The 13,226-nt window shown below is 60.0% G+C and carries 12 protein-coding genes and 2 pseudogenes; 5 read left to right on the forward strand and 9 right to left on the reverse strand.

Translation table 11 applies throughout. The features are described from left to right. Window positions 1-105: 105 nt before the first annotated feature. From KFB96_RS09410 to KFB96_RS27510, 3 genes and pseudogenes are all read right to left on the reverse strand, one after another. Window positions 106-531, reverse strand: a complete 426-nt coding sequence (locus KFB96_RS09410; RefSeq protein WP_213462070.1) for a hypothetical protein — start codon at window positions 529-531, stop codon at window positions 106-108. A gap of 193 nt (window positions 532-724) precedes the next feature. Beyond that, window positions 725-1,231, reverse strand: a complete 507-nt coding sequence (locus KFB96_RS27505) for a TAXI family TRAP transporter solute-binding subunit (protein WP_367115043.1) — start codon at window positions 1,229-1,231, stop codon at window positions 725-727. Continuing rightward, a pseudogene (locus KFB96_RS27510) lies at window positions 1,200-1,319 on the reverse strand (type II toxin-antitoxin system PemK/MazF family toxin); the annotation flags it as partial. The pseudogene KFB96_RS27510 and the gene KFB96_RS27505, both read right to left, overlap by 32 nt. Window positions 1,320-1,393: 74 nt before the next feature. On the opposite strand from KFB96_RS27510, the gene KFB96_RS09425 reads away from it, so the two are divergent. The 4 genes from KFB96_RS09425 (at window position 1,394) to KFB96_RS09440 (ending at window position 5,154) form a co-directional block, all read left to right on the forward strand. Further along, window positions 1,394-2,053 (forward strand): Uma2 family endonuclease, encoded by a 660-nt coding sequence (locus KFB96_RS09425; RefSeq protein WP_213501905.1) that lies wholly within the window; start codon window positions 1,394-1,396, stop codon window positions 2,051-2,053. 124 nt (window positions 2,054-2,177) lie between these two features. Then, window positions 2,178-3,044: a shikimate dehydrogenase gene (locus tag KFB96_RS09430; protein ID WP_300971472.1), complete on the forward strand. Its 867-nt coding sequence runs from the start codon at window positions 2,178-2,180 to the stop codon at window positions 3,042-3,044. A gap of 920 nt (window positions 3,045-3,964) precedes the next feature. Next, window positions 3,965-4,327 (forward strand): hypothetical protein, encoded by a 363-nt coding sequence (locus KFB96_RS09435; RefSeq protein ID WP_213501907.1) that lies wholly within the window; start codon window positions 3,965-3,967, stop codon window positions 4,325-4,327. 11 nt (window positions 4,328-4,338) lie between these two features. Then, the gene (locus tag KFB96_RS09440) at window positions 4,339-5,154 is read left to right on the forward strand and encodes a reverse transcriptase domain-containing protein (RefSeq protein ID WP_300971801.1); all 816 of its coding nucleotides are present in this window, start codon (window positions 4,339-4,341) and stop codon (window positions 5,152-5,154) included. Here KFB96_RS09440 and KFB96_RS09445 read toward each other — a convergent pair. Further along, a pseudogene (locus tag KFB96_RS09445) lies at window positions 5,101-6,144 on the reverse strand (IS630 family transposase). The gene KFB96_RS09440 and the pseudogene KFB96_RS09445 overlap by 54 nt on opposite strands. Before the next feature lie 812 nt (window positions 6,145-6,956). Between KFB96_RS09445 and KFB96_RS09450 the strand changes: the two are divergent. After that, window positions 6,957-8,810, forward strand: a complete 1,854-nt coding sequence (locus KFB96_RS09450) for a hypothetical protein (RefSeq protein ID WP_213462063.1) — start codon at window positions 6,957-6,959, stop codon at window positions 8,808-8,810. A 466-nt stretch (window positions 8,811-9,276) separates the two neighbouring features. Here the strand turns inward: KFB96_RS09450 and KFB96_RS09455 are convergent, their stop codons facing one another. From KFB96_RS09455 to KFB96_RS09470, 5 genes are all read right to left on the reverse strand, one after another. After that, entirely contained in the window at window positions 9,277-10,317 is a 1,041-nt protein-coding gene (locus KFB96_RS09455) for a reverse transcriptase domain-containing protein (protein WP_300971802.1), read from the reverse strand. Continuing rightward, window positions 10,199-10,585 carry a hypothetical protein gene (locus KFB96_RS26645; RefSeq protein WP_300971810.1) on the reverse strand — a complete coding sequence of 129 codons (387 nt, stop codon included), beginning with the start codon at window positions 10,583-10,585 and terminating at the stop codon, window positions 10,199-10,201. Before KFB96_RS26645 ends, KFB96_RS09455 begins: the two co-directional genes overlap by 119 nt. 1,032 nt (window positions 10,586-11,617) lie before the next feature. Next, window positions 11,618-12,040, reverse strand: a complete 423-nt coding sequence (locus KFB96_RS09460) for a type II toxin-antitoxin system VapC family toxin (protein WP_213462060.1) — start codon at window positions 12,038-12,040, stop codon at window positions 11,618-11,620. Window positions 12,041-12,047: 7 nt separating this feature from the next. Continuing rightward, complete coding sequence (locus KFB96_RS09465; protein ID WP_213462059.1) at window positions 12,048-12,341, reverse strand: hypothetical protein; 294 nt, start codon at window positions 12,339-12,341, stop codon at window positions 12,048-12,050. Window positions 12,342-12,969: 628 nt separating this feature from the next. Further along, window positions 12,970-13,167 (reverse strand): DUF2283 domain-containing protein, encoded by a 198-nt coding sequence (locus KFB96_RS09470; RefSeq protein ID WP_213462057.1) that lies wholly within the window; start codon window positions 13,165-13,167, stop codon window positions 12,970-12,972. Window positions 13,168-13,226: the final 59 nt, after the last annotated feature.

Below are 13,226 nucleotides of genomic sequence, written 5' to 3' on the forward strand. Positions count from 1 at the left end.
CTGCGCCACGTGACTCGATGGCCGAAGTTACGAAATCGAATTCACGCCGACGGCGGGACCGGTCAAAACTCGGTGAGTCCCCCCCGGCAGAGCCGAGAGGTGACCTTACTCGGTTAAATAAACCGAGGAAGCGTCGAATGCTTCTTCCGGTGTTCCATACCAACTGCCGTGGTTGAAAACGCAAGGCTCGTATTCGTCATGACTGTAGGTATAGAAAGCCATTGAGCACTGGTTTTCATCTCCGAAGTATCGCAGGCGACATAAATGTGTTGGCATACTACGTAGCCGCTCAATGTAGGCGTCTCGGGATTCCCCAAAAAGAGTCGGATCGTAATCCGCCGCAACATATGGCTCCGTGTAGGCGTCGATGTAACAAAACTGGCCCCGGAACCGAACGTCGATCCGGTTGTACTTTCCCGCGTAATTCTCCGCCGCATGATCCAGGATTCTCTTGGAAATCCTTTTCTTGGCTGCATCCAGGATTTTTTGACCCCCGGACTGCGGATCCAAGACCCACATTTTTTTTGCCATATCAGTATGCCTCTTCTTTATTCTTGTCGAACGCTTTAATGACCGTACGAGATGCATGGGCTCCGAAGCTAGACGATGACAGAGATCTTGTAAACCTCCGAGGTGTAGTCGCGGCGGGTGACCTCGCCGCGGAACGGGTCCGGCCATCTGCGACGCGTTTGACTTCCCGGTAAGAAACCTCGGAAAGATGGATTTATACCTTGGTCAGTTGCTGGAACCGACGCGGGTGAACCTGGAATGCACCGCGCGGCTGTGGGCGATCGTGTTTGCCGCGAGCATGCTCGGGTCTCTTGATTCCCTTGCCCGCGGAGTGGGCCGCACTCACGGGCCTTGCTCGTAATTCCGGCCATCGTGGCACTTGGCGCAGAGCGCCACGGGGCATGCGTGACACCGCAGAGCGGGTGTCACGAGCGACTGATGTTTTGGGTGTTGGCGGGGATGACGCCGGGCCGATAGGCGGGCTTCCGATCGCCGCGACCACGTCCGCGGGCACCGGGATGAAACGCACCGACATGGTGGAAGCCAGGTCCCGGAAGGCCGCCATGCCGAGACCGGAGGACTGAAGTGTCGCATCCAACTGGCGGTTCTTCATCAGCTCCACGGACTCCGCGTAAGGTCGTCCAAAGACTAAATGCCGGAATCGGCGCCGGCGACGGTTCGTTGAAGACTTTGGGCGAGAGCACCAGAAAGGGATGAACATCCCGCATTTCCTGCCCGCGCCGGGGATTGCAGTCGATCCAGATGACGTCCTGGCGGTTCGGCACCCAGTCCTTGACGGCTTTCACCATTGTTCGGCACCGAGGGCCTTCTCGGCGGGCATGGCTTCGCCACCGTGGCGTTCGGGATCGAAGGAGGCCATGCGTTGAACTTGTCACCCTCCCGCCGACCGGCTAACCTCGAGCCCATCGCCGGTCAACGAGCCCAGAGCGAAACCGTCATGCACGCCAACGCCTTGCCCCCCCCGCGCCCGCATCGTGTCACCACGCAGGAGTTCTTCCGCATGGGCGAGGCCGGCGTGCTGGACCCGGAGGCCAGGATCGAGCTGATCGAAGGAGAGATGATCGACATGCCGCCGATCGCACCGCCTCACGCCAGTCGCACCAAGCGGCTCACGTTGCTCCTCATCGAGGCCGTCGGCAGGCGCGCGATCGTCTCGACCCAAGATCCGATCCTCCTCGGTGATCTCAGCGCACCTCAGCCCGACATCGCGATCCTCAAGCCGCGAGACGACTTCTACAGCTCGGAACATCCGCAGGCCGAAGATGTGCTTCTGGTCATCGAGGTCGCCGACAGCAGCGTGCGCTACGACCGCACGCGAAAACTGCCGCTGTACGCCCGCTACGGCATTCCCGAGGTCTGGCTCATCGACATCCCGGCGCGCGCCATCCGGGTCCACCGCGCCCCCGAGAACGGCGCCTACCGAAGTTCCCACCAGCTCGGCCCGCCGTATCGGATCAGCCCATCGATGCTCGACGGCGTGGAACTGGAGCTTGGTGCACTGGTGACCGACGGTGGAGTGTGAGGATGAGGTGCGCGCGAGAATGCCCGTCCTGTGCATGTCACCGGTTGAGCTGCAGGCACCTGACCGGTGTTCAATCCACCCGGCCAGACACACCTCGACCCTAATCCGCTCCTGGAGATCGCCCGTGTCCATCCTCTCTCTGCCCCCGCAAAAGCAACTGATCACCATGCTTGGCCATCCGGTCGCCGAGAACCCCATCGACCGCATGTTCGACGCCGTCTTCGCCCACCACGGCCTTCATTGGCAATTCTGGAAATGCGACCTCCCCACGGAAGACCTGTTGCCGGCGGCCATTGCCGGGGTCCGTGCGCTGGGATTCGCCGGGGCCTGCATCACCGTGCCCTACAAGGTGGCGTCCATCCCATTGCTCGACGAGGTCGATGCGGATGTGCAAGCGATCGGCGCCGCCAATTACATGACCATTGAAGCGGGCCGCCTGATCGGCCACAACAACGACGGCAAGGGTGTCGTCAAGGCCATCGAAAAGGTCACGCCGATCGCCGGCAAGCGAGTGGCTATGCTCGGCGCCGGCGGGGCCGGGCGGGCCATGGCCGTGGAACTGGCCTGGGCTGGAGCGTCCCACCTGACCCTCATTACCCGGCGCCAGGCACAAGGCGAGGAGGTCGCCGCAACCGTCACCCGGGCCTCGGGCGTGCCTGCCGTCTGGCAACCCTGGGTCGGCGAAGCGGAGATCCCTGCCGGCACCCAGATCCTCATGAACGCCACGCATCTGGGCTGTGCGCCCGAGCTGGAATCCATCCCGCTCCATTGGGACCAGATCACCCCAGCCACCATCCTGGTCGATGTGATCACCAATCCGCGCATCACTCCCTTCCTACAGACGGCTAAGGACAAGGGCTGCCCGATCGTCGATGGCGTCGACATGCTGGTTCAACTGGCGATGCAGATCTTTTCCGCCTGGACGGGCATCGCGGCCGACGAGGCGGTATTTCAACAGGCAGTCGCGCAGGCATTGGGCGAGATGTCCTGAGGCCGGAATCGCCGTGATGAGGGCCGTTAAGGCTGCAGGTATGAAGCAGAAATTGAGCCTGGCCCTTTTTCGCTGATGAGCACCACCTCTCGGGCCATGAGGATGCCGTGTGAGCAAGCAGTTGAAGCCAAGGACTACATCAAGATGTTCGTCTGTGTTCTGATCCAAAAATGCAGGATAACAAGACCTGACCCTGCGCTTCCGCGGCGACGCCAACCCCTATGACCCGCAACAGGCCGACTATTTCGTCGAGCGTCGCGGGCGTCAGCGGGGACGGCGACCCGTAACGGCTCCTGCATGGTTGGTAACGTGACGCGTCTCAGCTACAACCCCGTTGATCGCCGGGTGCTTCACGGCGCCTTTATCAAGGCTTGAGCCGTGTGCGGTGAAAGTCGCAAGCACGGTTGTGTGTCCAGCGAAGGCTGGCGTGTTCAGCAGGAGACAGTCCTGCCGGGGTAACAGTCAGGAGCCCCGTAGCTTGGATCGCAGGGTGGCGGGAGACCAAGACCCTGAAGCCGATCGACAGCACCGTCCTTGGGGAGGTGGCGAGTCACCAGGCCGTAACAACAGTGAACGCAATGATGGCCTCGACAATGCGTAGCTCCGAAGGCCGAGCCTGCAACCGTGGGGCGAAGGCAGCATGGCGGGTCGAAGTCTGACCGAGACGATCCGACCACTTCGGCGGGGTGAGTAGCGACGGCATGGTGGCAAGGGCACGCTAAGCAACTGGAGAAGCCCGTCTCGCCCCAGGGCGAAATCCCCGGAGCAAGGTAGGTCCTATAACCGGCGACACCGGGAAGTGGACCGAAGGCGAGCGGGTGGCGGATGGGCGCGTAGTAGCGCTGAAGCGGGGTAATGTCCGTGGAGCGAAGGCGCCCTACTGTTGGCAATCCTTAAACAAGACGGGAGGCAGGGGCGAGATGACAACGACGCCCATCGATCTGCAAGACCTGAGGAAGAGGATCTACATCAAGGCGAAGGCTGAACCGGCCTGGCGCTTCTGGGGACTCTACGTCCACGTGTGCAAAGAGGAGACCCTGCACGCGGCCTATGCGATGGCGAAAGCGAACAACGGTGCCCCCGGCAGTGACGGGGTGACGTTCGCGGCCATCGAGGCGGCTGGCGTTGAGGCGTTTCTGCAAGGCATCCGGGATGAGCTGGTCACCGGAACCTACCGACCGCAACCGAATCGCCGCCGGGAGATTCCCAAGGGAGACGGGCGCATGCGCGTCCCGGGGATTCCCTGCATTCGCGATCGCGTGGTCCAGGGGCGCTCAAGCTGATTCTGGAGCCGATCTTCGAGGCTGACTTCCAGGATGGAAGCTATGGATACCGACCCAAGCGCACGGCGCATCAAGCCGTGCAGCGCGTGGCCGAGGCGATTGTGAGCAACAAGACCTATGTGATTGATGTGGACCTGGCGTCGTACTTCGACACGGTTCGTCACGATCTCCTCTTGGGGAAGGTGGCGGAGCGGGTCCGCGATGATCAGGTCTTGGGCTTGCTCAAGCGTATCCTCAAGGCCAGTGGCAAGCGGGGCGTTCCGCAAGGCGGTGTGATCTCACCCCTGCTCAGTAACCTCTACCTCAACGAGGTCGACCGGATGCTGGAGCGGGCCAAGGAGGTCACCCGCAACGGACGCTATACCTATATCGAGTATGCCCGTTATGCCGATGACCTGGTGATCTTGGTCGATGGGTATCGCCGGTGGAACTGGCTCGAGGACGCGGCCTGGCGACGCTTGGTCGAGGAGTTGGCCAAGCTCGATGTGCAACTCAATCAAGACAAGACACGACGACTGGACCTGAGCCAGGGAGGGGCATTCAGCTTCCCGGGCTTTGACTTCCGCCGGGCCAAGACTCGGCGCGGGGTCTGGGGCGCGCGTTACACGCCACGGATGAAGGCGCGTACCGCGATCCTGCAACGCCTCAAGGACGTGTTCCGCCGCTACCGCTCGCAGCCGATCGATCGGGTGATCGCCTTGATCAATCCGATCCTCAGGGGGTGGGTAGGCTACTTTCGGGTGGGGCACTCCAGTCGCTGTTTCGGGTATACCTCATATAGGCACAAGCTCACATTTTTTGAATGCCTGGAATTTCAGCGTGAGTAAAGAGTCCAGCTCCTTCTTGTGCGTGGTGTGCGTTTGTTTTAGGCAGTCGGTGATTGCAGTTCGGAACTCGGCGAAATTAGGATAGTATTTCGAGTAGAGCACTTCTTTCTTGACGAACTTCCACAACCTTTCGATCAGGTTCAAATTCGGTGAATAGGTGGGAAGATAAAGCAGTTCGATATTCAGCTGCAAAGCCAGCGCTGTGACGATATTGCACTTCTGGTAGCGCGCATTGTCCATCACCAGCGTGATTGGCACGTCGAGATTCAGCATGGCAATGCGTCGCAACAGGTCGCAGACGCTTACCGCAGTGATATAGGTATCGTTCGTCACCATCACCAGTTCATGCGTGATCGCGTTCAGCGCACCGAGCACGTTGAAACGTTTTCTCCCGGCGGAAGTCTTTAAAAAAAGGCGGGAGAATGACCACAGAATGCCGAGAAAGGCACCCATTACAAAGTGAGCAGCATCGACAAAAAAATAGCGCGTTTACCCTGTCTGGCTTCTTCGATGCGCGGCTCTAACTTATTGATAATAAACTGTTCTTGCTCCTCTGGATCGGCTTTCGAGGGGATGATTCCGACTCGTCTCGGAGCCATGCCGAGCGAATTGAGAAACCGCCCCACGGCGCTCGGACTGCGCTTGATTCCCGTCAGCTCCTCGATCATGGCCGCCGCCTCGTTGATGGTCGCAGGCGGATGCGCGCGGAAATGGGCTTCGAGTCGATAGCGATGCTGCTCCAACTCGCTTATCGGGGCGTAGAAGTTGAGCTCCGTCAGCTTTTTGATACCACCGGACTGAAACATCCCTAGGTACTGCCGTAAGGTGTTGCTGGAAATTCCCGCGAGCCGACAAATCTCCCGGTGCGCAAGGCGCTTGGCTCTTCAGCCACAGCACCTCCATTCGCCTGCGCACCCTTGGGTGTGGATGCTCGTAACGCAACTTCTGTATTGTCTTCAAATCCTGCTCGGAGAACTCGATTCTGATCATCGTCTAAAAAACACTACAAGGCGGCCCGTCGGTAGCGATAAGTCTAACTCGAAGTTAAAATGTTATCGAGCATTGCTGAGAGTCGACATAAGGAAAGTTGCGTTTATGCCTATAAAAGGTATATGTCCAAGATTGGGTGGAGAAGAAGATTCGGCGCCATTTAATGCGCGCGCGTCAGCGTCAGGGCTTTGGCTGGAAGAGGTGGAGTAGGACGTGGCTATACGAGGTGCTCGGGCTCTACGACGGGTACCGAATCGGGCTGCGTAAGCCGAAAGCGCTCCCAGTGCAAGAGGTCTCATAACCCTGGATGTGAAGTCGGCAGGAAAGCCCGGTGCCGGAAAACGGCACGCCGGGTTTGACGTGGCGGGGGCTGGAAACGTGATCATGGGAGCCGGACTGAGGGCCAGCACGAAAGTGCTGGAGGTCCCACCGGACCCTAACGTCGGCGCGCCAGTTCCCGACCCTACCTTAGGGGGCGGGGTGACCGTAAGGTCACCCTGCTACCCGACGCTACCCGACTGGTCTGTTCCTGATTGGCTTGGAGAGGAGGGCAGATGACCGATTAAAATGGCTGACGACGGTCAATGACATTTATCATTCACCTCCAGACTCCCCACGATTTCTCGCATCTCCTTAACCTGCATCAACGGCTACCTTCTCCAACCCAGTTTTGCGATGGAGGAGCGAGTCCAGCTTTGGGCCGCACACTATACTTATTAGCGAACGGCGAGGGTGAATTAACTTCGCATTGGAAGCACTTCGCCTGTCGGCTTTCGAGCAAGCGAAGCGACCAACGCGGCGTAGAGGTTATCATGAAGACATTTTCTTTAGGAACAATCGTTACGATCATTGTGGCAGTGATGCCGCCGGCGCAAGGCGCCGATCCAACGATCACGGCCCAATCGCAGGAAGTAGTTTCGGAGTATTCCTGGGGCTACAATCACGGCTTGAAACAGCACCTCGGGTCCTACAAAAACGGGCGAAGCGTACACCTCGTATCGCGGCGCACAAGGGCTAACCCAAACGATGCGCTACCCGACCTCGGTAGTCCGGACTTCGCGGTATGGGTCGATGAGCACACCGGCGAGGCCTTGGCACTCGAACACCCCGCCGGCGTCTTGTTAGAAGACGGCGTGAATCCCGGAGGGAATGCCGTGTTCACCTCCCGCGCTTCCGCAAACGAGGAAGGCCGGATTTGGTCGGTCTTCGGAGCACGCGCCAACGAGCTTCCTTTCGACTTGGCGCGTTCCAGCGGGCTGTTCGACCCCAGTCAGTCAGACATCGTGTTGGATAATTTTGAAACGTTTGAGAGATCCACTGCCCCGACACTCAGCGTAGTGGATCAGACCGGACTATTGACTTATCGCTATCTGCATAGCACCCGCCCCGACGGAGCCGTGTTGTTTCAGCGATATGACCTAAGCTCTTCTACGCCGCAGTTGGTCAAGCAAGAAACGATCGGCCGCGCCAGCTTCGTACAGAGTCGTGGCGATATCACGATCGAGCAGGTCTGGTCACGCTGGGATCCCAGGCGCGGCGCCCTAGCGGTGACTTGGCACTGGTTTGAACGATTCCAGGAGAACAACCAACTCATCAAGCTATTCGGTTCCAATCCGTTTCTCTACACGGAGGACTTAGGAGAGACGTGGAGCTTGGCGGACGGTTCCCCAGCGACTCTGCCGTTGACCTACGCCACCCAAGATTCGACGATTTCGCCTTATGATCATCTGGCATCAGACGAGACTATGGGATGGCTGCCGCGGGACGTGGGCTTCGGGCCCAATGGGGCACCCTGGATGACTATGACGGTCGGCAGCACAAGGCAAATACGCTTCTTTTTCTGGGACGGATCGCGTTGGGAAAACAGCACGCTCACTACCAACCTTGATTCGGGAGATCCGATCGCTTGCGGCGCAGTGCGCGATTATCTTGTCTGCGCCTATTCGGAAGCCCGCACACCCGGGGTGCTCCTGGCACGCGTTAGCCTTGATGAAGGCCGCACCTGGAGCGCGCCTGTCACCGTCGATAGCGTGGGGAGTGCCCCTGATGGCTCGGTACAGCGAATCAACTGGGTGTCCTATGTCCAGCCCGCCGATCGCTATTTGGACAATTCGGGACGGTTCTTCTTTAGCTATTATGAAACCAGCGATGGCTGGGACGGCGCGCGCTTTAAAAACAATATTCGCTGGGTACGTCTACAGGTTGGTCCGAAGGCGGATTTCAACGCAGATCAGCGCGTTGACGAGAGTGACAGAACCGCCTTTGAGACCGCTTTTTACAGCGGTGATTCGCGTGCCGATTTCAACGACGACGGGGTCGTTGATGGAGAGGATTTAGCTTCTTTCATCGTCGTTTGGGAAGAAGAGCGCGAGCCGGTTCTACCCTCTCCGCCCGCGGCGCCCTCCAATCTCGCAGCGACCGTGCTGTCCTCGACACAGATCCAACTCACTTGGCAGGACAACAGCAATGACGAGACGCGGTTCGCTATTTGGCGTGGGGTCGGTCGGTACCCGATCCCCCTCGAGCGGATTGCCACTGTCGGGGCAGATGTTGTCGCTTTTACCGACAACGGGGTGGAAAGCGGGATGTTCTACCGTTATCGAGTTAATGCGGTCAATTCGGCCGGATGGGCGACATCCAATACCGTTCGCATAACGATACCATAGCCTCGAATCCAACCAGCTGCTAATCAGCGCGATCAGCGAACTTGATGGTGGCATGATCAGGAGGGGTAATTGTTGTCGCTCACTTTATTTCCTGAGGTTTATCGTTTTTCCTCAGGCGACCGCTCCCTTGACTGTGGGGATGAGGGCATTCCGAGTGCCGTGGCCGGGGTCGTCGCAATCGACCCCGTAACCCACGTCGGCGAGATCAATGGCGAGTGCTCGGCCCGGATCGGCGAACGGGAAACCGGGGACGGACCAGTCGGGTAGCGGGGTGACCTTACGGTCACCCCGCCCCCTAAGGTAGGGTCGGGAACTGGCGCGCCGACGTTAGGGTCCGGTGGGACCTCCAGCACTTTCGTGCTGGCCCTCAGTCCGGCTCCCATGATCACGTTTCCAGCCCCCGCCACGTCAAACCCGGCGTGCCGTTTTCCGGCACCGGGCTTTCCTGCCGACTTCACATCCAGGGTTATGAGACCTCTTGCACTGGGAGCGCTTTCGGCTTACGCAGCCCGATTCGGTACCCGTCGTAGAGCCCGAGCACCTCGTATAACCACGTCCTACTCCACCTCTTCCAGCCAAAGCCCTGACGCTGACGCGCGCGCATCAAATGGCGCCGAATCTTCTTCTCCACCCAATCTTGAACGTACCCGAAGCAGCGACTGGAGTGCCCCACCCGAAAGTAGCCGACCCACCCCCGGAGGATCGGATTGATCAACGCGATCACCCGATCGATCGGCTGGGAGCGGTAGCGATGGAACACGTCCTTGAGGCGTTGTAGGATCGCGGTGCGCGCCTTCATCCGCGGCGTGTAACGCGCGCCCCAGACCCCGCGCCGAGTCTTGGCCCGGCGGAAGTCAAAGCCCGGGAAGCTGAATGCCCCTCCCTGACTCAGGTCCAGTCGTCGTGTCTTGTCTTGATTGAGTTGCACATCGAGCTTGGCCAACTCCTCGACCAAGCGTCGCCAGGCCGCGTCCTCGAGCCAGTTCCACCGGCGATACCCATCGACCAAGATCACCAGGTCATCGGCATAACGGGCATACTCGATATAGGTATAGCGTCCGTTGCGGGTGACCTCCTTGGCCCGCTCCAGCATCCGGTCGACCTCGTTGAGGTAGAGGTTACTGAGCAGGGGTGAGATCACACCGCCTTGCGGAACGCCCCGCTTGCCACTGGCCTTGAGGATACGCTTGAGCAAGCCCAAGACCTGATCATCGCGGACCCGCTCCGCCACCTTCCCCAAGAGGAGATCGTGACGAACCGTGTCGAAGTACGACGCCAGGTCCACATCAATCACATAGGTCTTGTTGCTCACAATCGCCTCGGCCACGCGCTGCACGGCTTGATGCGCCGTGCGCTTGGGTCGGTATCCATAGCTTCCATCCTGGAAGTCAGCCTCGAAGATCGGCTCCAGAATCAGCTTGAGCGCCCCTGGACCACGCGATCGCGAATGCAGGGAATCCCGGGACGCGCATGCGCCCGTCTCCCTTGGGAATCTCCCGGCGGCGATTCGGTTGCGGTCGGTAGGTTCCGGTGACCAGCTCATCCCGGATGCCTTGCAGAAACGCCTCAACGCCAGCCGCCTCGATGGCCGCGAACGTCACCCCGTCACTGCCGGGGGCACCGTTGTTCGCTTTCGCCATCGCATAGGCCGCGTGCAGGGTCTCCTCTTTGCACACGTGGACGTAGAGTCCCCAGAAGCGCCAGGCCGGTTCAGCCTTCGCCTTGATGTAGATCCTCTTCCTCAGGTCTTGCAGATCGATGGGCGTCGTTGTCATCTCGCCCCTGCCTCCCGTCTTGTTTAAGGATTGCCAACAGTAGGGCGCCTTCGCTCCACGGACATTACCCCGCTTCAGCGCTACTACGCGCCCATCCGCCACCCGCTCGCCTTCGGTCCACTTCCCGGTGTCGCCGGTTATAGGACCTACCTTGCTCCGGGGATTTCGCCCTGGGGCGAGACGGGCTTCTCCAGTTGCTTAGCGTGCCCTTGCCACCATGCCGTCGCTACTCACCCCGCCGAAGTGGTCGGATCGTCTCGGTCAGACTTCGACCCGCCATGCTGCCTTCGCCCCACGGTTGCAGGCTCGGCCTTCGGAGCTACGCATTGTCGAGGCCATCATTGCGTTCACTGTTGTTACGGCCTGGTGACTCGCCACCTCCCCAAGGACGGTGCTGTCGATCGGCTTCAGGGTCTTGGTCTCCCGCCACCCTGCGATCCAAGCTACGGGGCTCCTGACTGTTACCCCGGCAGGACTGTCTCCTGCTGAACACGCCAGCCTTCGCTGGACACACAACCGTGCTTGCGACTTTCACCGCACACGAATCAAGCCTTGGAAAGGCACCGTGAAGCACCCGGCGATCAACGGGGTTATGGCTGAGACGCGTCACGTCACGAGCCATGCAGGAGCCGCTACGGGTCGCCGACCCCGCTGACGCCCGCGACGCTTGACGAAATAGTCGGCCTGTTGCGGGTCGTAGGGGTTCGCGTCGCCGGGTGGAAACCCAGGGGGAAACCGGGGACGGACCACGGTTGTTTCTGATGGACTCGGGAAACTGCGTTCTATTCTTCTTCAGTCTCAAGAAACCGTGCTCGGAGAGTAATCCGGGTCCTCACCGTCGGTTAGGCTGATGTTTGTGTTCTCTGTTTGCCGCCTGGTTCCCGGCGGTGCCACAAGATCTCGGACATACGACGGTTCGTTCCCGGCTCCTCGCAGAACCGGACTTGGAGAGAGATAAGATTTCATTGAGCCTGAAGATCATCTAGCCGACCCCGCCCCTTTTGCTCTCCGGTCGCGCCACGGCGCAGATGTTCATTCGATCGTCCAGTCTTCGAGTTCCAACCCGGCGATACGGCCGAAGTCACGTTGGTTGCGGGTGACGAGGACGGCGTCATGACAGAGCGCGATGGCAGCGATCTTCAAATCCTGCGCACCGATCCTGAGCCGCCGGGTTGCAAGGTCCACGTAACGCCGCTCGGCTTGATCATCGAACGGCAGAACCCGAAAGGCCCGAACGAAGGTCAAGGTCTTCTCCAGCCAGGCGTATGCCCTGATCCGACCTTCGCCGGTACCGGCACGGCGGACTTGGGCCAACCGTCCTTGCAGCATCTCCTCGACGCTGACGATACTGATGGCAATCTGCGCCGGCGATATCGCTCGGATGCGTGGCAAGATTGCGGTGTTGCCCCGTTGAAACAGGCTGAGGTGGTCGGTATCCAGGACCAAGAGCGTCATGCTCGGCCTACTCCGGTGGGCGGTTCTGCACCTGACGGTAGGCGGCGATCTCTTCCTGAAAATCGTCGAAGGTCGGGTCGTCGGCGAAACTGCCGAAATGCTCAAGCAACGAGCGGCCATCGCTACTCGCGCCGATGTCCAAGCGGACCAGCTCCACCCGGTCCAAATAGGCCCGCAACCGCCGCTCGACGCCGCGCAACGCGGCCTCGCGGGTTGCCTCCTTCACCCGGATCTCCGGCAGGCTGCTGACCTGTGCCATGTAGCTGCCGCCCCGCTTACTTAGGATGATGTCGACCTTCATGGGGTTAGCCGTGCCGGTTGGGAGTCAGCCGGACGCTAACACCCGCGCCGACACCGAGCAAGCCCCGAGCCCGCGGAAATCCTCAACCCCGGCGCTCGGTGAGCAATCCGGATCAGCGTCGCAGGAAACCGTGGTCTGTTCGGCGCGGTTCTCGGGAACGGCGGATTGGACTCGATGCTGGAGGCCGTCAAGGCGGTGGAAGAGGACGACTGCAAGTCGTCGATCCAGGGGGGCTGCGCTCGATGGGGCTTGGCGGGGTGGATCGGGGTGTCGCCGAGGTTGGCTCCAGCCGTTTCGGGAGGTCGCCGGGGTTGCGTGGCCTGTCTCGCGATCCGGCCGCTGGCTGCCGTGCGGCCCGGCGCCGATCGATCGTCGGGCGCGCGTCGCCGGGCGGGCCAAGGGTCAGAGTAGCGTACGCAAAGCGGTCCGCAGCAGCGGCAGCAGGGCCGCCTTGTCGAGATCGGGGTGGCTGATGGCGTAGCTTATTAGGGACAAGCTTATTAGGGACAGACCACGCTTTCTCGCTTCCCTTCTTTCGATTAAATGCACTTCATCCCTGCCTATTTGTTTTCTCTGCCCAACGCTGCCTATCCGCCGCACCGCTTCCAGGCGTCGGCGGATGGACCTATTATGCCGCTATACCTTCAAGAGCCACACGACGAACGTCAGTACGCTGACTTGCGTGCTCGAAGGTGATGGCGCAGACGTTGCCTTTGCTGTCGACATCCAGCGTAGTGTTTTCGTCCAAATCCTTAGATTCAGCGATGCCGCTGTCTCGAAACTCAATATAGAGCGTGTCTGTATCGTCGAAATACTTCACTTTCATGGTTTGTATCCACGGTCGAAAAATGCATTATGAACAGTCACGTTGTCAGGTAGAAGGAC

The sequence above is a fragment of the Thiocapsa sp. genome (assembly GCF_018399035.1).
Lineage (GTDB): Bacteria > Pseudomonadota > Gammaproteobacteria > Chromatiales > Chromatiaceae > Thiocapsa.